This window comes from Streptomyces sp. NBC_00461 (genome assembly GCF_036013935.1).
GTDB lineage: Bacteria > Actinomycetota > Actinomycetes > Streptomycetales > Streptomycetaceae > Streptomyces.
The window spans coordinates 4,410,492-4,434,970 of sequence record NZ_CP107902.1 but is presented as its reverse complement, the minus strand read 5'-3'; the positions used below and the strand labels follow the sequence as shown (position 1 = coordinate 4,434,970).

Below are 24,479 nucleotides of genomic sequence, written 5' to 3'. Positions count from 1 at the left end.
CGAGAAACCCTAGGGGGTTGTTCTCCGGAGGGGCAGGATCAGCGGTCACGCCCGCAGGCGTAGGCGAGCGGGGAGAGCAGCTCCTCGACGTCGGGAAGCCACCGGTTGGCGTGGGTGGGACGGCAGGCCCACTGGACGGCACCACGTGAGCCGTACCGGGTGGGCGGCGCGGCCACGAACGCCCCCTCGCCGAGCGCGACGAGATCGAGCGACGACAACGACCAGCCCAGCTTCCGCACCAGGTCCGGGATCTTGACCGCCGCACCGGGCAGCACGAAGAAGTGCATCCGGCGATCCGGCGTCAACGTCACAGGGCCGAGCGTCAACTCCATGCGCTCCATGCGCGCCAGGGCGAGGAACCCCGCGGTCTCCGGCACCTCGATCGCGTCGAACGTGCGCCCCGTCGGCAGCAGGATCGACGCCGTCGGCTGCTTCTGCCACATCCGGCGGGCGACGGTCGCACTGCCCGTGGCCTGCGTCGCCCAGTCCTCCCGCGCCGGATGCGCGCCGGGCGCGGCGCACTCGGCGTCGCCGCAGGAGCAGTGCTGCACCCCGTCGACGGCCTCCAGCCAGGTGCCGGGAAAGACGTCCCAGTGGCGCTCCTCGGCGTAGCGTACGGCGGTCTCCTGCAGCGATTCCCCGCGCTGCTTCGGAATCTGAACGGCTTCGGGGCCGGCGATCGTCTCTTCCACGATGAACTCAACTCCCGCACCCACCTCGGGTTACGGGGGCAGCGCGCGCGGGGGAGGAGCATCGATTCCGCATCCGGGGCGCATGGATGCATGTGCGGGGGCGCGCAGGGGGAACCTCGTCGTGAGCTGGGTAGCCACCTCTGGGGGCGGCATCAGCCTTTACCCCTGCAATCCGCGCAAGCCTCGCATTTTACGCGTCTCGGCGGGGCATTGATCTTCACGGCCGGATCTTTTCGCTTCAGGGGTTGGTCCCAGGGGGTACGCCATGGCCGCAAGGCCTCTCGTCGCACGACAGCCGAACGAACGGTTGCAGGCGCTCATCCAGGAGGCGGGGTGCTCGAACGCCGGGCTCGCCCGCCGGGTCAACATGTGCGGCGCCGAGCACGGCCTCGACCTGCGCTACGACAAGACGTCCGTGGCCCGTTGGCTGCGCGGACAGCAGCCGCGCGGGCGCGCCCCGGCGATCATCGCGGAGGCGCTGGGCCGCAAACTCGGCCGTACGGTCACGATCGACGAGATCGGCATGGCCAACGGCAAGAACCTCGCCTCGGGTGTCGGGCTCCAGTTCTCGCCGACCGTACTGGGAGCCATCGAGCAGGTCTGCGAGCTGTGGCGCAGTGATGTGGGGCGCCGGGACTTCCTGTCCGGCTCGTCCGTCGCCGCGTCCGCGCTCGTCGAGCCGAGCAGGGACTGGCTGATCTCCTCGCCCGACTCGCAGGTCTCGCGCTCGGCGGGCCCGCGGGTGGGGCAGTCCGACGTGGCGGCCGTGCGCGCGATGACGCAGGCGCTGGTGGATCTGGACCATCAGTACGGCAGCGGGCATGTGCGCCCGGTCGTCGTGCACTACCTCAACAGCGTGGTCTCGGGGCTGCTGGCGGGGTCGTACCGGGAGGCCGTGGGGCGTGATCTGTTCGCGGCGGTGGCCCGACTGACCGAACTCGCCGGGTACATGGCCATCGACACCGGCCAACCGGGCCTGGCCCAGCGGTACTACATCCAGGCGCTGCGGCTCGCGCAGGCGGCGGGCGACCGCGGCTACGGCGGATACGTACTGGCCGCCTCCATGAGCCATCTCGCCGCCCAACTCGGAAACCCGCGTGAGATCGCGCAGTTGGCGCGGGCGGCGCAGGAGGGGGCGCGTGGGCGCGTGACTCCGCGCGCGGAGGCGATGTTCCATGCGGCCGAGGCGCGCGGGCATGCGTTGATGGGCGACGCGCGGGCGGCCCAGACGGCGTCCGGGCGGGCGGTCTCGGCGCTGGAAGGGGCCGACTCCGCCTCCGGGGACGACCCGGCGTGGATCGCGCACTTCGACGAGGCCTATCTGGCCGACGAGTTGGCGCACTGCCACCGGGACCTCGGGCAGGCCGAGGCGGCGGCACGGCGCGCGCGGGAGGCGCTGGCCGCGCTTCCCGAGACGAAGGCGCGCAGGCGGGCCATCGGCTATGTGCTGCTGGCCACGGCTCAGGTGCAGCAGCGCGAGGTCGAACAGGCCTGCAGCACCGGCCTGAAAGCCGTGGAACTCCTTGAGTCCCTCCGCTCCAACCGGGGTGCCGAGTACCTGGAGGACTTCCAGCAGCGGCTGGTGCCGTTCCAGGACGAGCCGGTGGTGCGGGAGTTCGGGGCACGCATGGAGTTGCAGGCAGCGGCGTGAGGACGGACGCCCACCGGTGGGTGAATCCGCAGGAAACGGCCGGTTTCCGCGCGGGATCCGGCAGGAAGGGTGACATATACAGCGGTCTGTGGAGCGGTTTTGTTACTGCTGTCACAGGGAAGGTGTTTGTGTCCTGAGCTGCGTGGCACCCGGCTCGGGGGACCCGGTAGCGTGAGCCGACGATCCCGAAGGTCCCCCATTAGTAGGAGTCCCGGTGACGCAGAGTGGACAGGGCGAGGAGCCCTCGCCGCGCGAAGCGCGCGAAGGCATCGTGCTGCCCTCAGACGGCGGCGAGCCGCTGTTGCCGGGCATGCTGGCCGCACAACAGGGCCCGGTCGGCCCGCAGCCCGGTCAGCACGCCGGGCAGCAGGCCGGCCCGTACAACGGCCACCAGACCGACCCGTACCACGGTCAGGCCACGTCGTACGACGGCCACACCGCTGCCTCGTACGACGGCCAGACCGCCGCGTACAACGGCCCGCAGGCCCCGGCCGCGGCTCCGACCGGGGGCCAGGCCTGGGGCACCCCGTGGGGTCCCGACCAGAACCAGATATCGGCCTCGCAGCCGGGCCAGGGCTGGCCCACGCCGCCCGGCCAGTCGTGGGGCACCCCCGACCAGCAGCAGCCGCAGACCCCCGACCAGTGGGGTGCGCCGCCGTCCGGTCCGTCCGGGGCGCTGCCCCCGGAAAGCGCCCAGGCTCCGTCGTACGACGGGCCGCCCGCGATAGCGCAGCCATCGGCGAACACGTCCCTGCCGCCCGCCAACCCCGGTGGCGGCTACGGCGCTCCCGCCGCTCCCGCCGCCTACGGCGGTCCCCTCCCGCCTGTCGCGGACGAGGGCGCCACCCAGTACATCCCTCCGGTGGCCGCGGCGGACGAGGGGGCGACGCAGTACATTCCGCCCGTCGCGCCGGGTGCGCTGCCGCCCGAGGTGGGCGGGGGCGAATCGGTCTCCGAGGCCACGCAGTTCCTGGGCCGCGCACCGCAGGCCGGCGCCGGGCCGTTCCCGCCCTCCCCCACTCTCGGCTCCGCTCGAGCGGGGGGACCCCCACCCGGGCCCGACGCCGAGGCCACGCAGTTCATCGCGCCCGTTCCCGGCCAGGCCGCCGGGGCGCCGTACGGCATGCCGCAGGGCGGGGACCGGCAGCCGCCCGCCGAATTCGACAACCTGTTCCGCACCGGGCCGGGCGGCGAGAGCCCCGCCGCGGCCACGCAGCAGATGCCACGCTTCGAACAGCAGCCCCCGCAGGCCAACTACGCCCCACCCCAGCCCGGTTACGCCCAGCCCCAGCCCGCGTACGCCCCGCCGGGCGACGACGGCCGGGGTGGCCGCGGCGGCCCGAGGAAGTCGCGGGTGCCGCTGATCGCCGCCGTCGGTGTCGGCATCGTCGTGCTCGGTGTCGGCGCGGGCGCGCTGCTCGGCGGCGGAGGTAAGGGCGACGGCGGCAAGGACAAGAACCAGAACGTGTCCGCCACGGCCCCGGCGACCGACGGTTCCTCCGCACCCGCCGCAGATCCGGCGAAGCAGCAGGCCGTCGCCCTGGACAAGCTGCTGGCCGACAGCGGCGACAGCCGGGCCTCGGTGATCCGGGCGGTGGCCGATGTGAAGGGGTGCAAGAACCAGACGCAGGCGGCCTCCGACCTGCGCGACGCGGCCAAGCAGCGCACCCAGCTGGTCACCCGGCTGTCCGGCCTGTCCGTCGACAAGCTCCCGAACCACGACGCGCTGACCGCCTCGCTCACCAAGGCCTGGCGGGCGTCCGCGGCGGCCGACAACCACTACGCGGCCTGGGCCGACCAGGTCGGCGGCAAGAAGGGCTGCAAGAAGGGCCAGGCCCGCCCGACCGGCCAGACCCAGGCGGGCAACCGCTCCAGCGGCACGGCCAGTGCGGAGAAGGTCAGGGCGGCCCAGCTGTGGAACGCCATCGCGAAGACGTACGGCCTGACCCAGCGCCAGCCGACCCAGCTCTGAGGGCCGCGGACGTGGGCCTCAGTTCACGTCCGCTGTCTCCAGCGTCTTCGTCGCGTCCTCGAACCCCTTCCGCGTCGCCGCCACCAGCTGACCCCGGCGCACCACCTGAAGCGTCACGTTGGCGTTGACCAGGCGGGAGAAGCCGATGGAGGCGAGCGGGCTCTCGGAGGACCACTCAAGCGTCGGTGTGAGGCCGCCGGTGCTGACCTTCAGCCCGTTGTCGAGGGACCTGCGGACGGTGTCGGAGGTGACGTCGCCGTCGCCCAGCGACGCGACGACGTCCTTGAACACGGTGTAGGCGATCCAGGTCGTCTGCACCCCGGCATCGGCGGCGTCGATGCGGTTGTCGCCGAAGGCCTCCTCCTGGATCACCTTCTTCATGGCGTCCCAGCGCCGGTCGCTCGTCACGGGGTACCAGCCGGTGACGTACGAGCCCTCGTACGGTCCGGACTGCCCGCCGGACTCGTTGATCACCGTCTGGTCGACGCTGTCGAGCGTGGCGGCGGTCTTCACGGCGGGGTAGTCCGTGCGGTCGCGCCGGAAGGAGTCCATGAAGGTGTCGGTGCGATCCCCGAGCGCGGGAATCACGCACCCCTTCTTCAGCCGCTTGCCGGCGGTGGCCGCCAGCGCCCGCTGCGACGGAACCGAGTACTCGGTGGTGTCGTCCGCCGCCCGCTGGTCGACGGCGGGCACGTGCCCGCCCGCCTTCAGGCCGGCGTCGAGCATGGCGGGCAGCTCGTCGCCCGCGATGCTGTCGGGCCGTATGAGCGCCACGGGGCCGCAGCTCCCGGCGAGTCCCTTGCCGAGGCCGGCCAGCAGGGCCGGCTGGCCGCCGTTGACGGGGTAGGACAGCGGACTGGTGAACTCGGAGGTGGTGACGCCGTACCCGCCGATGTAGGGGATGCCGGCGCTCTCCAGGGTGGGGAGGTAGGAGTCGCCGTACTGGCTGTAGGAGCCGACGACCGCGACGACGTTCTGCTTGACGGCCGAGGTCGCGCACTTGGCGGCGGCCAGGCTGTCGTTGTGGTCGTCGCAGGTCAGGACCTTCAGCTTGCGGCCGTTGATGCCGCCGTGGGCGTTGATCCAGCGGGCGTAGGCCCTCGCGAAGGCGGGCATTCCGGGCTTGTTGGTCGCGCTGGTCTGCTCCGGGGCCCAGGTCATGACCCTGATCGAGTCGTCCCCGGAACCCCCCGCGGTACCGGGGACGACCCCGCAACCGGTAGCGAGCGACATGCACGCGGCCAGAGCCCCCACCGACAAAGCGGTGGCTCTGAGCGGCCGGGTGCGTAGGGGGAGGAAGGTGCTGCGGATGCGTCGCCTGCCGGTCATGGACATACACGCTTTCGCCACACCGCCAACCCGGGGGTGACCCTCGGTTACCGATCAGTGACGTGAAGGTGAATTGCGGGGGTCGGTGAGGCGCCCGGTCCGAAGAACGTACGATCGGTGACCGTGCAAGGTTCGGAGAACTCTTCCCGTCGCGGCCGTCGCTCCTCCACCATGGGCGGCATGCCACAGAACGACATGCCGTGGTGGCGCTGGCGCAGCAATGTGCGCTCCGCGCTGCACATGCTCTCCGACCCGGCGTTCCAACAGAACGTCTGGCTGGCCGGCCTCGACGGGTACGGGGACGTCACCGACGCCGTGTACCGCCTGGTCGAGGACACCTGGCTGGACAACTGGTCCGCCGAGAAGTACGTCGGCACCATCTTCCGGGACTCCCAGGAGGCGGCCCTCGTCGACACCGCCGTGCTGCGGGTGCTGCGGATCATGCACCAGGTCGGGCCCGACGCCCCGGTCTCCGCGTACGTCGAGAACCAGGCCTGGCCGGAGGCTGTCCGGGCGGCCCGGGACGCGCACGTGCGGTTGGCCGCGGCCGACGGGGAGGACCCGGACGTTCCGCCGCGCACCCTTGAGGTGCTGCGGATCATGACGCGTTCCGCGTAGCGGACTCCGGCCCGCACGTGGGTCCGCTTATGGGACCCTGTCCTGCATGACCGAACAGTCCACCCGAGCCACGGCGACCCTCGCCGACCAGTACGTCCTCACCCTTTCGTGCCCCGACAAGCAGGGCATCGTGCACGCCGTGTCGAGCTATCTCTTCATGACCGGCTGCAACATCGAGGACAGCCAGCAGTTCGGCGACCACGACACGGGTCTGTTCTTCATGCGCGTCCACTTCTCGGCGGAGCCGCCGGTCTCGGTGGACAAGCTGCGGGCGAGCTTCACCGCGATCGGCGACTCCTTCCACATGGACTGGCAGATCAACCGGGCCGAGGACCGGATGCGGATCGTGCTGCTGGTCAGCAAGTTCGGGCACTGCCTGAACGACCTGCTGTTCCGGGCGCGGATCGGTGCGCTGCCCGTGGAGATCGCGGCGGTGGTGTCCAACCACACGGATTTCGCAGAGCTCGTGGGGTCGTACGACATTCCCTTCCACCATCTTCCGGTGACGAAGGACACGAAGGCCGACGCGGAGGCGCGGCTGCTGGAGATCGTCCGTGAGAACGACGTCGAACTGGTCGTGCTGGCCCGCTACATGCAGGTCCTCTCCGACGACCTGTGCAAGCAGCTCAACGGGCGGATCATCAACATCCACCACTCCTTCCTGCCGAGCTTCAAGGGCGCGAAGCCGTATCACCAGGCGCACGCCAGGGGCGTCAAGCTGATCGGCGCCACGGCCCACTACGTCACCGCGGACCTCGACGAGGGGCCGATCATCGAGCAGGAGGTCGAGCGGGTGGGTCACGACGTCACGCCGGACCAGCTGGTCGCGATCGGGCGGGACGTGGAGTGCCAGGCGCTGGCGCGGGCCGTGAAGTGGCATGCCGAGCGTCGCATTCTGCTCAACGGGCGCAGGACGGTCGTGTTCGCCTAGGAGCTCGGGCCGGCCGGTCGTCGGCGGCTGCGGGTGCTTCGTGGTTTCTCGCGCAGTTCCCCGCGCCCCTTCAGGGGCGCGGGGAACTGCGCGAACGGCCCCCACGCACCGGCAGCCGCCCGCGAAACAGCAACCCGCCCCTACATCCGGCTCAAGGACGCCGCCGCGAACAGTACGTCCTTGATCGCCTCGCGGTCGCCGACCTGCCCCGCCGCCGCTTCCGCAGGAGACACGTGGCCCGCGGCCAACCGGCAGAACTCCACGCCGTCCAGGGCGATATGGGCGACCTCGTGCTCGGCGGAGCCCACCGCGGCGGGGGAGTCGAGGGGGATCAGCCACTCGCCGCCGCCGGAGCCCTCGATCTCCAGACGCAGGCTGCGGCCGGGTCCGCCGGCGGAGACGAGGTGGCGTCCGTGGGTGGGCGAGGCAAGGCCGGTCCGGCGGCGCTGAGCCAGCGCGGTGGGCAGGACCCGGGCCGCGAGGTCGATCATGCGGTGCAGATGACGGGCTGAGGGCGGCTCGTACGGGTAGTCGACCGCCTCGGCGATGTCCTCCGCGTGCACCCAGCACTCGAAGGCCCGGTCCAGCATCGCGTCGTGCAGCGGCAGCTCGAACTCGCCGTACGACACCGCCAGCCGCGCGGAGCCCGAACTGCCGCCCGCGAAGGACACCGTGCGCACGAGGTCGTGGGTCTGGTCGCGCCAGGGCGCCCGGACGGAACGGGTCGGTGGGAAATGCGAGGTGCGCCAGTACGCCTCGGTGCGGGCCCCCGGACTGGGGCCCTCGGCGGCGACGTCGCCCAGCGGGTCGTCCAGGCCGAGGGCGACCGCGACCAGCCCGTCGACGGTGAGCAGGTGGGCGATGACCCCGGCGACCGTCGTACGACGGCTCGTCGGGCCCTCGCCCTCGAACCAGCGCAGCCGTACGGGCGCGTGCCACTCGGCGTCCCCGATGTCCTGCAGCAGGGCGTCGAGGCGCGCCGTCTCGGCGTCGTACGGAGCCGCCCACTCGGGCACCGGGATGCGCGGCGGGCGCCGGTCGAGACAGCCGTCCAGAACCCGGGTGCGCAGGGCCGGGTCCAGGTCGAGGCTCTCCGGAGGGTGCAGCAGGCCGACCGCGCCGCGCAGCCGCAGAGCCTCGTCGGCGCAGCTGCCGCAGTCGCCCAGGTGCTCCTCGACGGCCGCCGTCTCGTCCGGCGAGCAGGCGGCCAGCGCCCACGCGCCGAGGAGGGACTTCAGCACGGGATGCTCCAGGACGAGCGGGGCGGGCTGCGGCGCCGGGTCCCTCAGGGCCGCCGGCGCGGGCAGCAGCCGGCCGCCGTCCTCGACGGAGGCGCGGGGCATGGGTATGCGCGGCGGTTGGTCGGGGTCCTGGCCGCGGTCACCGCCGTTCGCGGGACCGTCCGGCGGGCCGTAACCCTCCTGCTGCCCGTCCTTGCCCCTGATCCCGTCGTCCCTGCTCTCCCAGTCGTCGGTCCTCTCGCCCTTGCTGTCCCTGTCGTCCTTGTCGTCCCTCTCGTCCCTGTCCTCGAAGCCCCCGTGGTCGAAGTGGTCCGCGCTGCCGTCGTTCACGCCGCACCCCCGTAACCGGGAGGTGACCCGGGTGCGCCGGCGTCGTGGGCGGTGGACAGCAGCTGCAGGCCCAGACGGAGCCGGCGGCGGGCCTCGTCCTCGGTGACGCCGAGGTCGACCGCGGTCTGGCGGTAGTCGCGGCGCTGGAAGTAGGCCAGCTCCAGGGCGGCCCGCAGCGGGACGGGCATGGACTGCACGATGTAGTCGGCGCGGGCGGCGACCGAGGCGCGGCGCACCCTTCGCTCCAGGTCCTCGGCGGAACCGCCCGAGCCCTGGGCCAGGGCGGCGGTCTCGGTGGCCCGCAGTCGCTGCACGGCGAGGCGGTGCGTCAGCGTGGCGACCCAGGACCGCAGGGGACCCGTCCGGGGGTCGTACGCCTCGGGGTGCTCCCAGACGTGAGCGAAGACGTCGCGGGTGATGCCGTCGGCCGCGCGCTCGTCGCCGAGGACGCGGTGGGCGAGGCCGTGCACGAGCGAGGCGAACCGGTCGTAGAGCTCGCCGAGGGCGGCCGCCTCACCGCGTGCGAGTCGCTGCTGCATCCTGCGGTCCCAGCGGGGCGGTGTGTCCTTCTTCGCCATCCGGCTCCCTCACCCCTGCCCGTGCCTCGGCCCAGTCTGCGTCCACCGTCTCATCGAATGTAGTCGGCACGTCTGACAGTGCACGCCCCTTTGTCGCAATGAGCGCCCCCCGACCAGCCGCAGGTGATAGTGGACGGTCACCTACCCGGTTCAGATCTGATCGAATAGGATCGAAGACGACTAAAACAAGCCTCTTCTGATCGGTTTCCGTTTTCGGCCCCGTGTTTCAGGGAACCGCCGCTGGGCAGCCGCGCTGCAAGGAAGCGAAGGTACGGCTTCCGGTTGCGGGGGTTCCGGCGAGCGAAGGGCATGGTGGTGACGTTCAAAGTGACCTGCGTCGATCAGGGCGAATGGGCCGTGCTCCGGGTGTCCGGCGAACTGGATCTCGTGACATCGCCGACGCTACGGCAGCACGTGCATGACGTGGTGGCCGAGGGGCGGCACAGTCTCGTGCTGGACCTCGACGACGTCTTCTTCTGCGACTCCAGCGGCGTCGGAGTGCTCATCGCCTCCCGCCGGCTGATCCGCTCCTGCCAGGGCCGCCTGCGCCTGATCCTCCCGGCGCAGGGCGCGGTCGACGGCTCCCACGTCAACCGCGTCCTCGGCGCGCTGGGCGTCCGCCGCCTGTTCGACGTGTACGCCGACCTGGAGGACGCCGTCGCCGAAGAAGCCGGTCCGCTCTCCGCCTAGGCCCGATCCCCGTCCAGGTCCGATCTCCGTCCAGATCGGATCTCCGCGTAGCGTCGCCGGAGCCGTCTGCCACATCGTTGTCGCAAAATTCCCTCGGTCTTGGCACAAGCGTCGCTTTCCCGCGCTTGGAGGGCCCGGCGCGTCGTACGCTCCGTCCAGATAGACCCCGACGTGAGTAAGGCGGCTCGAAGAGACATGGTCAGCAGCGAGTACGAGCGCAGGATCGCCGCCCGGTTCGCCACCTTCGACCAGGACGGCAACGGCTATATCGACCGCGAGGACTTCAGCGGAGCCGCCAAGGCGCTGCTCGCCGAGTTCGGCACCGCGGCACGCTCCGACAAGGGGCAGGCGCTGTACGCGGGCGCCGAGGCGTTCTGGCAGGGCATGGCCGGGATAGCGGACCGGGACGGCGACCAGCGCATCAACCGGGACGAGTTCGTGTACGGCGCGGTCAAGCGCCTGCGTGACAACCCCGACCGGTTCGCGGAGATCGCCCGCCCCTTCCTGCACGCGGCCCTCGACATCGCCGACACCGACGGCGACGGAGCGGCCACCGTCGAGGACACCGCGCGCGTACTGAGAATCCTGGGTGTGAGCGAGGACATCGCCCTCGCCTCCGCCGCCGCGCTCGACGCCGACGGCGACGGCAGGGTCGGCGAGGCGGAGATCGTCCCGGCGTTCGCCCGCTACTTCACGGTCCCCGAATAGCGCTCGCGCAGCTTGTACTTGAGCACCTTCCGCAGCGTGTCGTTGCGCGGAAGGGCGTCCACCACCTCCAGCTGCTCCGGCAGCTTGTGCACGGACAGCCCTTCCGCGCGCAGGTACGAGGTGACGGCGGCCAGCGTCAACCCGTCGGCCCCCGGCGGCTGTTCCACCACCGCGCAGACCCGCTCCCCGCGCTCCGCGTCCGGCAGTCCGATCACGGCGACGTCCCCGACGGCCGGGTGGGCGGCCAGCAGGTCCTCGATCTCCTTCGCCGAGATGTTCTCGCCCTTGCGGATGATCACGTCCTTGAGCCGGCCGGTGAGCACCAGATGCCCGCTCGCGGTCAGGTGTCCCAGGTCACCGGTCCGCAGGAACCCCTCCGCGTCGAAGGCCTCCGCGGTCTGCGCGGGGTCCAGATACCCCTGACAGACGGCCTCCCCGCGCAGCCGTACCTCCCCGCCCACGACGCGTATCTCCATCCCCTCCGGCGGCCGCCCCTCCGTGGTCGCCAGGTTCTCCGTGGTGTCGTCCGGCGCCCCCATGGTGATCATCGGCACCTCGGTCATCCCGTACCCGTGCGTGAGCTGCACCCCCATCTCCCGTACGACGGCGTGGTACACCTCCGGCGGCTTCGGCGCCCCGCCGCCCGCGAGCAGCCGTAGGGACGGGATGACCTTCGACCCCGGCTGCTTGCGCTGCTCGGCGAGGAACATCGAGTAGAACGCCGTCGACCCGCCCGCCACCGTCACCCCGTGCCGGCGGTAGCCCTCCAGGGCGTCCGGCAGCGCGAACTGCTCGAACATCACCGCGGGGAAGCCGTACAGCAGCAGCATGACGGTGTAGTCGGGACCGGCGATGTGCGCGTACGGGAACGCCATCGAACCCACGTCGTCCGCCGACAGGTGCAGCGCGTGCGCGAGGCACGAGCCGCCCGCGATCAGCGAGCGGTCCGTGTGCAGGACGCCCTTGGGGTCGGAGGTCGTGCCGGAGGTCCAGTAGATCCAGCGCACGGAGGTGCCGTCGGAGGGCGGGGCGGGCAGCACGGACGGATCACCGTCGGGCAGCCCGGCAGCGTCGTACGCCTCGAAGATCCCCTTCGCCCCCAGCCGCCGCGCCATCCCGGTGTGGTCGAAGCCGCGCCACTCGCCGGGCACGGCGAAGTACTCGGCCTTCGACTCCCGCAGCGCGAAGGCGACTTCACGGTCCCGGTAGAAGGGGATGACCGGGGTCTGTACGGCGCCCAGGCGGGCCAGCGCGAAGGACAGCAGGGCCGTCTCGATGCGGGTGGGCAGCTGCCAGGCGACGACGGTGCCGGGGCGCACGCCCATGTCGTACAGGCCGGCCGCCACGCGCTCGGCACGCGCGCACAACTCGCCGAAGCTCAGGGAGCGGTCGTCCTGGAGGAGGACCGGGCGGTCCGGGGTGAGGTCGGCGCGGCGGGCGAGAAGTTCCCAGAGGGTGCGGGACGAGCTGAGCGCGTGGGCGGTGTCGTTCACGGCGGCCCCCTTGTGGAGCTGGCTTGGAGCTGACGAATCGTCAGATCGTGGGCAGAGCGTAGGGCTCGGCGCCTTGTCGGTCCAGGGGGGTGGGGCTAGCCTGCTAGGCATATCGAGATCTGACGGACCATCAGAAATTGGTCAGTACCAGGTGGAGGGGACCATGACCGAACTGCCCCGCGTCATCAGCGTCGACGACCATGTGATCGAGCCCGCGCACCTCTTCGAGACCTGGCTGCCCCAGAAGTACCGCGACCGCGGCCCACAGGCCCTCACCGCCGGGATCGGCGAACTCGCCTACGTCGCCGGCAAATACCGGATCACCATGGACCCGGAGGGCCAGCCGACCGACTGGTGGATCTACGAGGACCTGAAGTTCCCGTACAAGCGCAACATCGCCGCCGTCGGCTTCGACCGCGACGAGATGACCCTGGAGGGGATCACCAGAGCGGAGATGCGGCGCGGCTGCTGGGACCCCAAGGCACGCCTGGAGGACATGGACCTCAACCACGTCGAGGCCAGCCTCTGCTTCCCCTCCTTCCCGCGTTTTTGCGGCCAGACCTTCGCCGAGGCGCACGACAAGGAGGTCGCGCTGGCCTGTGTGCGCGCCTACAACGACTGGATGGTGGAGGAGTGGTGCGGGGACAGCGGGGGCCGGCTGATCCCGCTGTGTCTGATTCCCCTGTGGGACATCGACCTGGCGGTCGCCGAGATCCGGCGCAACGCCGCGCGCGGGGTGAAGGCGGTGACCTTCTCCGAGATCCCCACCTACCTCGGGCTGCCCTCCATCCACTCCGGCTACTGGGACCCGTTCTTCGCGGTCTGCCAGGAGACCGGGACGGTCGTCAACATGCACATCGGCAGCAGCTCGCAGATGCCGGCCGCCTCCCCGGACGCGCCACCCGCCGTCCAGGCGTCGCTGAGCTTCAACAACGCCATGGCCTCGATGATGGACTACCTGTTCAGCGGGGTGCTGGTGAAGTTCCCGCGCCTCAAACTCGCCTACTCCGAAGGGCAGATGGGCTGGATCCCGTACGCCCTGGAACGCGCCGACGACGTCTGGGAGGAGCACCGGGCGTGGGGCGGGGTGCGGGACCTGGTCCCGGAGCCCCCGTCGACGTACTACTACCGGCAGATCTTCTGCTGCTTCTTCCGAGACAAGCACGGGGTCGCCTCGCTGGACGTGGTGGGCCGGGACAACGCCACCTTCGAGACCGACTATCCGCACGTCGACTCGACCTTTCCGCACACCAAGGAGGTCGCCCTCGACCATGTGAAGGGCCTCGACGACGAGACGGTCTACAAGCTGATGCGGGGCAACGCGATCCGCATGCTCGACCTGGACTTCGACAAGTAGCCCCGCCCATGGACCTCTCGTACACCTCCGAGGAGGAGGAGTTCCGGGCGAGGCTGCGGGAGTGGCTCGGCAAGGTGCTGCCGACCCTGCCGCCGAAGCCGTCCCCGGACGACTGGCCGGCGCGCCGGGCCCACGACCTCGGCTGGCAGCGGATGCTGTACGACGCCGGGTACGCCGACGTCCACTGGGACGCCTCCCCGACCACGCGGCTGATCTTCCTGGAGGAGACCGAGAAGGCCGGCGCGCCCTACGTGGGCGCGAACTTCGTCGGGCTGCTGCACGCCGGGCCGACCATCGCCGCCGAGGGAACACCCGAGCAGCGGGCGCGCTGGCTGCCGCCGATCCTGCGTGGAGAGGAGGTCTGGTGCCAGGGCTTCAGCGAACCGGACGCCGGTTCCGACCTCGCGGCACTGCGCACGCGCGCGCGTAGGGACGGCGACGACTACGTGGTGAGCGGGTCCAAGATCTGGACCTCGCACGCCGAAGTGGCCGACTGGTGCGAGCTGTTGGTCCGCACGGATCCGGGCGCGCCGAAGCACAGGGGCATCACCTGGCTCGCCATGCCCATGAACGCCCCGGGGATCACCGTACGGCCGCTGCGGACCCTCGCCGGGTCCGCCGAGTTCGCCGAGGTGTTCCTCGACGACGTGCGCGTGCCGGTGACGAACCGGGTCGGGGACGAGGACGACGGCTGGCGCGTGACGATGGTGACGCTGTCCTTCGAGCGCGGCACGGCCTTCGTGGGCGAGGTCGTGGCATGCCGGCGCGTGCTGGGCGAACTCGCCGCCGAGGCTCGTAGGAACGGGCGCTGGGACGATTCCGCGCTCCGGCGACGGCTGGGCAGGCTGAACGCCGAGTTCCGGGCGCTGTGGCGGCTGACGCAGTGGAACGTGAGCGAGGCGGAGGCCTCCGGCGGTGTGCCGGGAGTGGGGGGTTCGGTCTTCAAGTTGAGCTATTCGCACGCCCGGCAGGAGCTGTACGACGCGGCGGCGGAGGTTCTTGGGCCGGACTCGCTGGACTTGGGTCGGCCCTGGATGCTCGACCGGCTGTCGGCGCTGTCGTACACCATCGCGGCGGGGACCTCGCAGATTCAGCGGAACATCGTCGCCGAGCGGATTCTTGGGCTGCCGAAGGGGAGGTGAGCTGTGCGGTTTCAACTGACGGAGGAGCAACGGGCATTGCAGGCCGCTGTGCGGGGTGTCGTCGGTCGTCGGTCGTCTGCGCGATCGTCGTGGCTGGTCGCGCCCCGCGGCGGAGCCGCTGATGTATACAACCCCGCGCCCCTTCAGGGCGCTGCTGCACAGCCCGGCGATTCCCAGTTCCGTCTCGACCGGGCCCTGTGGCGGGCTCTCGGCGACTTGGGCTTCTTCTCTCTGCGACTGCCCGAGGCGGACGGAGGGGCCGGACTCGGGCTGCCGGAGGCCGTGTTGGCGTTCGAGGAGGCCGGGCGGGCGTTGGTGCCCGGGCCGCTCCTGGCCACCCACCTCGCGGCCGGGGAGGTGGAGGGTGCGGCCACCGGGGAGACGGTCGTCGCCGCCGCCGACGGCAGGCTCGTGGAGTGGATGGAGGAAGCCGATGTCGTGCGGCCGGGCGCCGAGGGGGCCGTACCGATGAACTCCGTGGACCCGCTCACCCCCCTGCACCGGGTGCCGGCGCCGGCCGTCCCCGATCCCCTCGGCATCCTCCTCACCGCGGCCGAGCAGCTCGGCACGGCCGCGCGTGCGTGCGAACTGGCCGTGCAACACGCCCGGACCCGCGAGCAGTTCGGGCAGCCGATCGGAGCCTTCCAGGCCGTCAAGCACCTGTGCGCGCAGATGCTCGTACGCACCGAGGTGGCCCGTGCGGCCGTCTACGCCGCCGCCGTCACCGCCGACCGGGTCGACATCGCCGCGGCCCGGCTGCTGGCCGACGAGGCCGCCGAGCGCGGCGCCCGCGACTGCCTCCAAGTGCACGGCGGCATGGGCTTCACCTGGGAATGCGAGGTGCATCTGCTTCTCAAGCGGGCGCGGGTGCGGGCGCAACGTGGCGGTGGCGTTACGGAGAGTGAGGAGCTGCTCGCGGCCGATCTGGTGACCTGAGGGGCGCCGGCCTGGGCTGTCGCGGAAGCGGCCCTCGCAGATGTCGCGGATTGTGGCATACCGGAATTACAGAGCGTTGATACCGGGTTGTGTCCTAGGCGTGACCCGTCACGTCCTGGAGTCGGCGTCCCGCTCCGGTACCTTCTGTGGGATGCGAGTGGTTCCGAGCACGAGCCGTGCCGGTGTTGCCCTTGGGGTGATGCCAGAACCGGCCTGTTCGACTCCCCGCAACGAGCGTCGCACAGTATGCCGCACGGGTACTCCTTCGCGCTGGAATATGCCCGAAGCGCTTGTTGGGGTGACTGTACGTCAACCATGCTGTCTCGTAAGGGATTCACGTTCCGTGACCCTGGCTCTGGGCTCTGCACTGGCTGTTGTCCTGGTCATGCAGAAAATGGCTACGATCGTGGCCCTCGTCGCGGCGCGCGCGTGGCGCGAGGTCATGTGTCCGCCGGTTCGGATGGTGTGAGCGGTGCAGGTGCTTCAGGTGCAGCTGGAAGTCCGGCCCGACCCCGCGGAGGTGGGGCGAGCCCGGAAGTGGGCGCGTTCCCGCCTCGCCGGGTCCGGGATAGAGGTCGACGAGCCGCTCGCCGAGACGCTGATCCTGCTCGTCTCCGAACTGGTCACCAACGCTGTGGTGCACACCGGCTGTCCGGCTGTGCTGAGGCTGTCCCTGCCCGGCGTGGCCGGGGAGTCGGCCACGGTCCGTCTTGAGGTGGCGGACACCAGCGACCGGGCTCCCGTGCCCCGGTGTGCCGACGGCGACGCGACCGGGGGCCGTGGTCTCGCCCTCGTCGACGGACTGGCCGACCGCTGGGGCTGGAGCCCCGAGGGCGCGGGCAAGCGCATCTGGTGCGAACTCGACCGCTGCGCACAGTCCCGTCAGGCCGCGGAAACCTGCATGGGCGGCGCTCCGGCGTACGAAGGGCTCGCGTTCGAGGCGGTGTGACCGGCGCACGGGCGCCGAAGGTCCGTCAGCCGCGGTGTACGGGTGCAGAAACCGCTGTCAGGCCGTGACCGGCGCGGAGTGATGCGCCGGGATGTGCTTCTGTGCGCGCCCATGGCAAATAGGGCTTAAGTAATAAATCCCCGTACGGGTGTTGACGCGTCGTGTCCGTTTGATCACGCTTGTGGTTAGCGATTCGCCGTGAGGGGACGACGAGGGCTTCGGTGACGGGAGCCCTCGACGAGTGCGAGTCGTGATTCGGCGTCGGCTCCCTCAGGGCCAAGAGGGGTCGATGGGGGCCTCCCCGCTCGACCGAAGTCGAGAGTGGGGGAGGGTGCGCCGGAGTCGGCCGGCGGCGTGTGGTGCCGTGCTCGGGGCGGGAGCACCGCGCCGCCGGCCGACGGCCTTCACAGCACGGCGACGGGGGCCACCGGAGTCCCCGTCGCGCCGACGAAGGGTTCGGGCATCGCCGACAGCAGGAAGGCGTACCGGCCCACTTCTCCACAGGCTGTGGACAACTCTTCGAGATTCCAGTTCTGGCCCTGCAGCATCCCCATCTCCACCAGGTCCAGCGCATGCACGGGCAGCCACAGATCCTCGATCTCGGGCGGAAAGATCTCGAACGTGAGGGTGTCATTGGCGACGGCGGCGACATCGCGCGCGTGGAACCACTCCGGCGTACGGACCGACAGGCCGGGTGAAGGGTAGCCGTACGCGTCCCTGTCCCCGGCGAGATAGACCTGGATCTGCCCGGTCCGTACGAGCACGATGTCGCCGGCGCGCACCCGCGTACCGGCCATCTCCTCGGCGGCCTCCAGGTCCTCGGGTGTGACCGCGTGCCCGCCCTCCAGCCGGTCGACGCCACGCGCGCGTGCGACGTCCAGCAGCACCCCACGCGAGACGATGTGCCGGGCCTTGTCGATGCCGCTGAACTCGGCGCCGCCGTGCGGGGTGATGGTGTCGGCGGGGCGGCCGTTGTAGAGGCGGCCCGAGTGCGAGACATGGGTCAGCGCGTCCCAGTGGGTGGCGGCCTGGAGGCCCATGGTCACGGCGTCGTCGCTGCACGCCACCGTCCCCGGGCCGAACAGCTCCTGGTTGATCTGCACCATCGCGTGCAGCGGATTGACCCGCCCCGGGATCATCCCGTTCTGCACGCCGTCCTGCTTCAGAGGCAGGGCGAGGGGGATGCGGCGGCCGGTGCGGACGGTCGCGGCGGCCTCCCGGACGACCTCGTCGGTGATCAGGTTGAGGGTGCCGATCTCGTCGTCGGCGCCCCAACGCCCCCAGTTGTTCACGCGTTTGGCGATGGCGTGGAACTCCGGATGGAGCGTGGGTTGTGACGGCGACCCTGGCATGGGTTGTGACATCGGTCCTCCCCGGGGCTTGTCTCCAGGTATCTGACGGGCCATAAAATCTAACGGTCCGTCAGAAACCGCGGGAAGGGGCCGGGCGTGGGGAACTTCTTGGCAGGCAAGATCGTCGCCGTGACGGGCGCCGGGCGGGGCATCGGCCGCGCGGTGGCGCTGGCCGCGGCGGCCGAGGGAGCGAAGGTCGTCGTCAACGACTACGGCGTGGCGATGGACGGGGCCTCCCCGACGAGCGAGGTCGCCGAGGCTGTCGTCAAGGAGATCGAGGCGGCGGGCGGTGAGGCGGTCGCGGTGGCCGACGACGTCTCCACGATGGCCGGCGGGCAGCGGGTCGTCGACGTGGCCCTCTCGTCGTACGGACGGCTCGACGGTGTGGTGTGCGTGGCCGGGATTCTGCGCGAGCGGATGCTGTTCAACATGTCCGAGGAGGAGTGGGACCCGGTCGTGGCCACGCATCTCAAGGGCACGTTCACGGTGTTCCGGGCGGCCGCGGCGGTGATGCGGGGGCAACGGGCGGGGACCCTCATCGGGTTCACCAGCGGCAATCATCAGGGGTCGGTCGCGCAGGCGAACTACAGCGCCGCGAAGGGCGGGATCATCTCGCTCGTTCGCAGTGCGGCCCTGGGGCTGAACAAGTACGGGGTGAGCGCCAACGCGGTCGCGCCCGTCGCCCGTACGCGGATGTCGGCGAACGTTCCCATGGAGCTGGCGGAGATCGGGGAGCCGGAGGACGTGGCCGCCCTGGTCGTGTACCTGCTGTCGGAGCGGGCCAAGGAGCAGGCGATCACCGGGCAGGTGTACACGATCGCGGGGCCGAAGATCGCGGTGTGGGCGCAGCCTCGGGAGCTGCGTGCCGCGTACGCCTCCGGCGGGTGGACGCCGGAGCGGATCGCGGAGTTCTTGCCGGGGTCGGTGGGGGTGGATCCGATGCCGATGCTGTCGCGACTGGAGGCCCTGGAGAAGGCGGCGCGGGACGGGGCTCGGCCGAACGCCCGATGACTCGGGGGTGTGCGGGTTGTGTGGCGGGTGCGGGCCTGTCGTGGCTGGTCGCGCAGTTCCCCGCGCCCCTTGGAGGCCGTTGCTGTGACCGGCGCTGGGAGGAGACCCCGTGGACTTCGGATTTGCCGCAGAGGATGAGGAGTTTCGAGCCGAGGCTCGGGCGTGGCTCTTCGAGCACGCCGAGGCCGGACAGGATCGGCGCGTCTGGGAGCGCACCTTGGGCAAGGCCGGGTGGATCGGTCTTGGTTGGCCCGAAGGCGGTTACGGGAATCGGGTCGCCACGCTCACCCAGCAGGTTGCCTGGGCCGAGGAGTACGCCCGGTCGGGTGCGCCCCCGCGCTCGGGCCACATCGGGGAGAACCTCCTCGCGCCCACCCTGCTGGCCCATGGCACGGACGAACAGAAGGCCCGCTTCCTGCCTCCTGTCGCCGCCGGTGACGAGCTCTGGTGCCAGGGATACAGCGAACCCGGTGCCGGTTCGGACCTGGCCGGTGTGCGGACCGCCGCCGTGCGGGAGGGGGCGTACTACCGGATCACGGGCCAGAAGATCTGGACGTCGCTGGCGCACGAGGCGAACTGGTGCTTCGTGCTGGCCCGTACCGAGCCCGGTTCGCAGCGGCACCACGGGCTGACCTTTCTGCTCGTGCCCATGGACCAGCCGGGGTGCGTCGAGGTCCGACCCATCCGGCAGATGACCGGCACGAGCGAGTTCAACGAGGTCTTCTTCGACGGGGCACGCGCGCGCGTGGAGCATGTCGTGGGCGGTGAGGGCGGCGGCTGGAAGGTGGCGATGAGTCTGCTCGGCTTCGAACGGGGGGTCTCCACGCTGGCCCAGCAGATCGGGTTCGCCGAGGAGTTGGGCCGGGTGGTGCGGGCGGCCGTGCGGTCCGGTGCCGTGCGGGATCCCGTCGTACGGGAGCGGCTGGTGCGGCAATGGGCGGAGTTGCGAGTCATGCGGTGGAACGCCCTTCGTACGCTGGGGAGTTCGGGGGGAGCCGGGGCGCCCAGTGTGGCCAAGCTGCTGTGGGGCGGCTGGCATCAGCGGCTCGGGGAGCTGGCCATGCAGGTGCGGGGGGCCACGGCCGGGGTCGGTCCGGCCGACTGGTCGCTCGCGTCGCCGTACGAACTCGACGCGATGCAGCACCAGTTCCTGTTCTCCCGGGCCGACACCATCTACGGCGGCTCGGACCAGATTCAGCGCACGATCATCGCCGAGCGCGTGCTCGGTCTGCCCAGGGAGCCCAAGGGGGGCGTCTGATGCGCGGTGTGGTGTTCGACGGCAAGCGGGTCGACGTGGTCGACGACCTGGAGGTCCGGGATCCGGGGCCGGGGGAGGTGCTGGTCGCGATCTCGGCGGCCGGGCTGTGCCACAGCGATCTGTCCGTGGTGGACGGGACCATACCGTTCCCCGTTCCCGTGGTGCTGGGGCATGAGGGGGCGGGGGTGGTGGAGGCCGTCGGCGCGGGCGTCACGCATGTCGTACCCGGGGACCATGTCTCGCTGTCCACGCTCGCCAACTGCGGTGCCTGCGCGGAGTGCGACCGGGGGCGGCCCACGATGTGCCGGCAGGCGATCGGGCGTCCCGGGCAGCCGTTCGTCCAGGGCGGGCGGCCCGTCTTCCAGTTCGCCTCCAACTCCGCCTTCGCGGAACGGACCGTGGTGAAGGCCGTGCAGGCGATCCGGATTCCCAAGGACATTCCCCTGCCGTCCGCCGCTTTGATCGGGTGCGGCGTGCTGACGGGGGTGGGCGCCGTGCTCAACCGGGCCCGCGTGGATCGCGGGGACAGCGTGCTGGTCATCGGCACCGGCGGCATCGGGCTCAACGTCATCCAGGGCGCGCGGATCGCGGGTGCGCTGCGGATCGTCGCCGTCGACGCGAACCCGGCGAAGGAGGCCGTGGCCCGGCAGTTCGGGGCGACGCACTTCCTGACCTCGACCGAGGGGGTGAAGGAGATCCTGCCCACGGGCGCCGACCACGCCTTCGAGTGCGTCGGGCGGGTGGAGCTGATCCGGCAGGCGATCGATCTGCTGGACCGGCACGGACAGGCGGTGCTCCTCGGTGTCCCTCCGGCGACCGCGCAGGCGTCCTTCCTCGTCTCCTCGATGTACCTGGACAAGTCCATCCTGGGCTGCCGGTACGGCTCTTCGCGTCCGCAGCGGGACATCGCCGTCTACGCGGAGCTGTACCGGGCGGGCCGGCTGCTGCTGGACGAACTGGTCACCGAGACCTACCCGGTCGAGGACTTCGAGAAGGCGAGGGCGGACGCGGAGGCGGGACGCGTGGCCCGCGGAGTGCTGACGTTCTGAGCGGGGCGGGAGCCGCCTCCGGCACCCCTCGCGCCACCGTCCCGGAAGGTGCGCCGATAGCTGGTCGGAGTCACCCCGAGCGCCGCCTGAAGGTGCTGCCGCATCGACTGGGCCGTACCGAACCCGGCGTCCTGGGCGACCTGGTCGACGGAGAGGTCGCTGGACTCCAGCAGGTGCCGGGCCCGCTCCACGCGCTGCTGGGTGAGCCACTGGCCGGGGCTGACGCCGACCTCCTCGCGGAAACGGCGGGTGAAGGTCCGCACCGACATGGACTCCTGCGCGGCCATGTCACGCAACTGGATCGGCTCGTGCAGACGGCCCAGCGCCCAGGCGCGGGCTCCCCGCGTGGTCGCCACCTGCGGTTCCGGCACCGGGCGGTGGATGTACTGCGCCTGGCCGCCGTCGCGGTGGGGCGGTACGACGGTGCGGCGGGCGATGTCGTTGGCGACGGCCGTGCCGTGGTCGCGGCGCACCATGTGCAGGCACAGGTCGAGGCCGGCCGCGACACCGGCCGAGGTCAGCACGTCGCCGTCGTCGATGAACAGGACGTTCGGGTCGACGTCGATCTGCGGGAAGAGCCGCTGAAGCTGGTCGGTCTCCGCCCAGTGCGTGGTCGCGCGGCGGCCGTCGAGATAGCCGGCGGCGGCCAGGACGAACACACCCGTGCAGATGGAGGCGAGCCGGGTGCCGGGGCGGATGTGGGCGAGGGCGGCGGCCAGTTCATCGGTGAGGACGCCCCGCTCGAAGACCGGGCCGAGTTCGTACGACGCCGGGACGATCACGGTGTCCGCGGTGGCCAGGGCCTCCGGGCCCCGCTCGACCTGGATGGCGAAGTCGGCGTCGGTCTGCACCGGGCCGGGCGGCCGGATCGAGCAGGTGACCACCTCGTACAGATGCCGCCCCCGGGCGTCCCTGGGGCGGCCGAAGATGCGGTGCGGGATGCCCAACTCGAAGGGGAGCAGGCCGTCGAGGGCGAGGACGACCACACGGTGGGGGCGGAACTCCGGGGCACTCGGCTCACTGCTCATGGCCCGATCCTAACGAATGCTGTCCTTCGGGCCAGTGGAGGCGCCCGGTTCCGGCCTGGATGCTCTATGTCGTGACCCAGACAACCGAACCCGCGCCGGCCGGCACGGCTCCCGAGTCCGAGCGAACCCCTCGCATCCACCTGTGGCGGAGCCACAAGATGTCACCGCACCGCGCCTGGTTCGTCGCCGCCGTCACCTTCGTGACGATCATCGGCGCGGCCGCCTTCCGCTCCCTCCCCGGTCTGCTCATCGACCCGTTGAACCAGGACTTCGGCTGGTCGCGCGGCACGATCGGCGCGGCGGTCTCCGTCAACCTGGCGCTGTACGGCCTCACCGCCCCCTTCGCGGCGGCACTGATGGACCGCTTCGGCATCCGCAAGGTCGTGGCCGTGGCCCTGACCGTCATCGCGCTCGGCTCGGGTCTGACGGTGTGGATGACGGCGGCCTGGCAGCTGATGCTGTGCTGGGGTCTGCTGGTCGGCCTGGGCTCCGGCTCGATGGCCCTCGCCTTCGCGGCGACGGTCACCAACCGCTGGTTCACCGAGCGCCGCGGCCTGGTCACCGGCATCCTCACCGCCGCCTCCGCCTCCGGCCAGCTGATCTTCCTGCCGCTGCTGTCGTGGATCGTCGAGAAGCACGGCTGGCGCCCGGCGGCCGTCACGGTGGCCCTCGCCGCCCTCGCGGTCGTCCCCTTCGTCTGGCTGCTGCTGCGCGACCACCCGGCGGACGTGGGCGTGAAGCCGTACGGGGCCACGGAGTTCGTGCCCAAGCCCGCGCCCGCCGTGGGCGCCGCCCGCCGGGCCGTGACCGTGCTGTCCTCGGCCTCCCGCACGGGCACCTTCTGGCTGCTGGCCGGCACCTTCGCGATCTGCGGCGCCTCCACCAACGGCCTGATCCAGACCCACTTCGTGCCCGCCGCCCACGACCACGGCATGCCCATCACTGCGGCGGCCTCGCTGCTCGCGGTCATCGGGGTCTTCGACGTCGTCGGCACGATCGCGTCCGGCTGGTTCACCGACCGCTTCGAACCGCGCCGCCTGCTGGCCGTCTACTACGCCCTGCGCGGCATCTCCCTCCTCTTCCTGCCCATGCTGCTGGCCCCGAGCGTCCACCCGCCGATGCTGTTCTTCATCGTCTTCTACGGCCTCGACTGGGTCGCCACCGTCCCGCCCACCGTCGCCCTGTGCCGCGAGCAGTACGGCGACGACAGCGCGATCGTCTTCGGCTGGGTCCTCGCCTCCCACCAGGTCGGCGCCGCACTCGTGGCCTTCCTCGGCGGCGTCGCCCGCGACGCCTTCGGCTCGTACGACATGGTGTGGTACATGTCCGGCGCGTTGTGCGCGGTGGCGGCACTGATGGCGCTGGTGATCCGGCGGCGGTCGAGCGAGGGCGTGGGGAAGCTCGCGATGGTGGGCTGAGGCCCGGCGCCGTGAGCAGGTGGGTTCGCCGGGCCGGCGGTTGGAGCGGATCTCCGAAACCCGCACCGCGGGCCGGCCGGTCCACCAGACTTGCTCTTGTTTCCCAACGGAGAAGGGAGGGGCGGCAAGCATGGCGAACAGCGCATTTCTGGTGATGGACGTCCAACGGGACGTCGTGGCCATCGCCGACGACGGTTCCGGGTATCTGCCGCGCTTGCGCGGGGCGATCGACGGTGCCCGGGCTGCCGGCATCCCCGTGATCTACGTGGTGATGGGGTTACGGCCGGGTGATCCGGAAGTCAGCCCTCGCAACAAGGTGATGACCAATGTCGTGCGGTCCGGCCTGTTCACCGAGGGGGCTCCTGGCACCGAGATCCATCCCGATGTCGCGCCCCGGCAGGGCGACGTGGTGGTGACCAAGAGGCGGGGGAGCGCGTTCTCCGGCAGCGACCTCGACCTGGTACTCAGGGCTCGCGACATCGACAGCCTCGTTCTCACCGGCATCGCCACCAGCGCCGTCGTGCTGTCCACCCTGTGGCGCGCCATCGACCTGGACTTCGGCCTCACCGTCCTGGCGGATGCCTGCCTCGACACCGACCCCGAGGTGCACCGGATGCTCACCGAAAAGCTGTTCCCGCAGTGGGCGGATGTCGTCGCCGTCGAGGACTGGCTCAAAGCCATCGCACCGTAATAGCCGTAAGAGCGGGGGCCGTCGGCCAGATCGTGAGGCCGCTCGCCGGCGGGCC

Annotated in this window: 22 protein-coding genes; 15 read left to right on the top strand and 7 right to left on the bottom strand. The window is 71.1% G+C overall.

What is annotated here, in order from left to right:
* Positions 1–38: 38 nt before the first annotated feature.
* Complete coding sequence (locus OG870_RS20685; protein WP_266516516.1) at positions 39–692, bottom strand: bifunctional DNA primase/polymerase; 654 nt, start codon at positions 690–692, stop codon at positions 39–41.
* A 265-nt stretch (positions 693–957) separates the two neighbouring features.
* Here OG870_RS20685 and OG870_RS20680 point away from each other — a divergent pair, with 265 nt between their 5' ends.
* Positions 958–2,343, top strand: a complete 1,386-nt coding sequence (locus OG870_RS20680; RefSeq protein WP_266583640.1) for a transcriptional regulator — start codon at positions 958–960, stop codon at positions 2,341–2,343.
* 214 nt (positions 2,344–2,557) lie between these two features.
* Positions 2,558–4,315: a hypothetical protein gene (locus OG870_RS20675; RefSeq protein ID WP_266516512.1), complete on the top strand. Its 1,758-nt coding sequence runs from the start codon at positions 2,558–2,560 to the stop codon at positions 4,313–4,315.
* Between the two features lie 18 nt (positions 4,316–4,333).
* Here OG870_RS20675 and OG870_RS20670 read toward each other — a convergent pair whose 3' ends face one another.
* Entirely contained in the window at positions 4,334–5,644 is a 1,311-nt protein-coding gene (locus tag OG870_RS20670) for an ABC transporter substrate-binding protein (RefSeq protein ID WP_266516510.1), read from the bottom strand.
* A gap of 117 nt (positions 5,645–5,761) precedes the next feature.
* Here OG870_RS20670 and OG870_RS20665 point away from each other — a divergent pair, with 117 nt between their 5' ends.
* The gene (locus tag OG870_RS20665) at positions 5,762–6,262 is read left to right on the top strand and encodes an SCO4402 family protein (protein ID WP_266516508.1); all 501 of its coding nucleotides are present in this window, start codon (positions 5,762–5,764) and stop codon (positions 6,260–6,262) included.
* A gap of 46 nt (positions 6,263–6,308) precedes the next feature.
* Entirely contained in the window at positions 6,309–7,193 is an 885-nt protein-coding gene (purU, locus tag OG870_RS20660; protein ID WP_327691243.1) for a formyltetrahydrofolate deformylase, read from the top strand.
* A gap of 140 nt (positions 7,194–7,333) precedes the next feature.
* Here purU and OG870_RS20655 read toward each other — a convergent pair whose 3' ends face one another.
* A complete protein-coding gene (locus tag OG870_RS20655; protein WP_327691242.1) occupies positions 7,334–8,764 on the bottom strand; it encodes a zf-HC2 domain-containing protein in 1,431 nt (476 codons plus the stop codon).
* The gene (locus OG870_RS20650) at positions 8,761–9,342 is read right to left on the bottom strand and encodes a sigma-70 family RNA polymerase sigma factor (RefSeq protein WP_266516502.1); all 582 of its coding nucleotides are present in this window, start codon (positions 9,340–9,342) and stop codon (positions 8,761–8,763) included. The genes OG870_RS20655 and OG870_RS20650 overlap by 4 nt, the downstream gene beginning before the upstream one ends.
* A 309-nt stretch (positions 9,343–9,651) precedes the next feature.
* Here OG870_RS20650 and OG870_RS20645 point away from each other — a divergent pair, with 309 nt between their 5' ends.
* Both OG870_RS20645 and OG870_RS20640 read left to right on the top strand, forming a co-directional pair.
* Entirely contained in the window at positions 9,652–10,032 is a 381-nt protein-coding gene (locus OG870_RS20645) for an STAS domain-containing protein (RefSeq protein WP_266516500.1), read from the top strand.
* A 195-nt stretch (positions 10,033–10,227) separates the two neighbouring features.
* Positions 10,228–10,740 (top strand): EF-hand domain-containing protein, encoded by a 513-nt coding sequence (locus OG870_RS20640; protein WP_266516498.1) that lies wholly within the window; start codon positions 10,228–10,230, stop codon positions 10,738–10,740.
* Here the strand turns inward: OG870_RS20640 and OG870_RS20635 are convergent.
* On the bottom strand, positions 10,719–12,233 hold the full coding sequence (locus OG870_RS20635; protein WP_266839843.1) for a class I adenylate-forming enzyme family protein: 1,515 nt from the start codon (positions 12,231–12,233) through the stop codon (positions 10,719–10,721). The two genes, OG870_RS20640 and OG870_RS20635, sit on opposite strands and share 22 nt — an antisense overlap.
* Before the next feature lie 163 nt (positions 12,234–12,396).
* Between OG870_RS20635 and OG870_RS20630 the strand changes: the two genes are divergently transcribed.
* The 4 genes from OG870_RS20630 (at position 12,397) to OG870_RS20615 (ending at position 16,617) form a co-directional block, all read left to right on the top strand.
* Positions 12,397–13,590 (top strand): amidohydrolase family protein, encoded by a 1,194-nt coding sequence (locus OG870_RS20630; protein WP_266516473.1) that lies wholly within the window; start codon positions 12,397–12,399, stop codon positions 13,588–13,590.
* A gap of 8 nt (positions 13,591–13,598) precedes the next feature.
* Positions 13,599–14,732 carry an acyl-CoA dehydrogenase family protein gene (locus tag OG870_RS20625; RefSeq protein WP_327691241.1) on the top strand — a complete coding sequence of 378 codons (1,134 nt, stop codon included), beginning with the start codon at positions 13,599–13,601 and terminating at the stop codon, positions 14,730–14,732.
* A 3-nt stretch (positions 14,733–14,735) separates the two neighbouring features.
* A complete protein-coding gene (locus tag OG870_RS20620; protein WP_266839847.1) occupies positions 14,736–15,668 on the top strand; it encodes an acyl-CoA dehydrogenase family protein in 933 nt (310 codons plus the stop codon).
* A 487-nt stretch (positions 15,669–16,155) separates the two neighbouring features.
* Entirely contained in the window at positions 16,156–16,617 is a 462-nt protein-coding gene (locus tag OG870_RS20615; protein ID WP_266520385.1) for an ATP-binding protein, read from the top strand.
* 404 nt (positions 16,618–17,021) lie between these two features.
* Here the strand turns inward: OG870_RS20615 and OG870_RS20610 are convergent, their stop codons facing one another.
* Positions 17,022–17,981 carry a cyclase family protein gene (locus OG870_RS20610; protein ID WP_266583652.1) on the bottom strand — a complete coding sequence of 320 codons (960 nt, stop codon included), beginning with the start codon at positions 17,979–17,981 and terminating at the stop codon, positions 17,022–17,024.
* An 84-nt stretch (positions 17,982–18,065) separates the two neighbouring features.
* On the opposite strand from OG870_RS20610, the gene OG870_RS20605 reads away from it, so the two are divergent.
* The 3 genes from OG870_RS20605 to OG870_RS20595 all read left to right on the top strand — a co-directional run bounded on the left by OG870_RS20605 (position 18,066) and on the right by OG870_RS20595 (position 21,287).
* Positions 18,066–18,980, top strand: a complete 915-nt coding sequence (locus OG870_RS20605) for an SDR family NAD(P)-dependent oxidoreductase (RefSeq protein WP_266516461.1) — start codon at positions 18,066–18,068, stop codon at positions 18,978–18,980.
* Between the two features lie 109 nt (positions 18,981–19,089).
* Positions 19,090–20,238: an acyl-CoA dehydrogenase family protein gene (locus tag OG870_RS20600; protein ID WP_266839850.1), complete on the top strand. Its 1,149-nt coding sequence runs from the start codon at positions 19,090–19,092 to the stop codon at positions 20,236–20,238.
* A complete protein-coding gene (locus OG870_RS20595) occupies positions 20,238–21,287 on the top strand; it encodes a Zn-dependent alcohol dehydrogenase (protein ID WP_266681725.1) in 1,050 nt (349 codons plus the stop codon). The genes OG870_RS20600 and OG870_RS20595 overlap by 1 nt, the downstream gene beginning before the upstream one ends.
* Here OG870_RS20595 and OG870_RS20590 read toward each other — a convergent pair.
* Complete coding sequence (locus OG870_RS20590) at positions 21,209–22,315, bottom strand: GlxA family transcriptional regulator (protein ID WP_266583660.1); 1,107 nt, start codon at positions 22,313–22,315, stop codon at positions 21,209–21,211. The two genes, OG870_RS20595 and OG870_RS20590, sit on opposite strands and share 79 nt — an antisense overlap.
* Positions 22,316–22,374: 59 nt before the next feature.
* Between OG870_RS20590 and OG870_RS20585 the strand changes: the two genes are divergently transcribed.
* The gene (locus tag OG870_RS20585) at positions 22,375–23,733 is read left to right on the top strand and encodes an MFS transporter (RefSeq protein WP_405624507.1); all 1,359 of its coding nucleotides are present in this window, start codon (positions 22,375–22,377) and stop codon (positions 23,731–23,733) included.
* A 130-nt stretch (positions 23,734–23,863) separates the two neighbouring features.
* Entirely contained in the window at positions 23,864–24,424 is a 561-nt protein-coding gene (locus tag OG870_RS20580) for a cysteine hydrolase family protein (RefSeq protein ID WP_266839854.1), read from the top strand.
* Positions 24,425–24,479 lie beyond the last annotated feature (55 nt).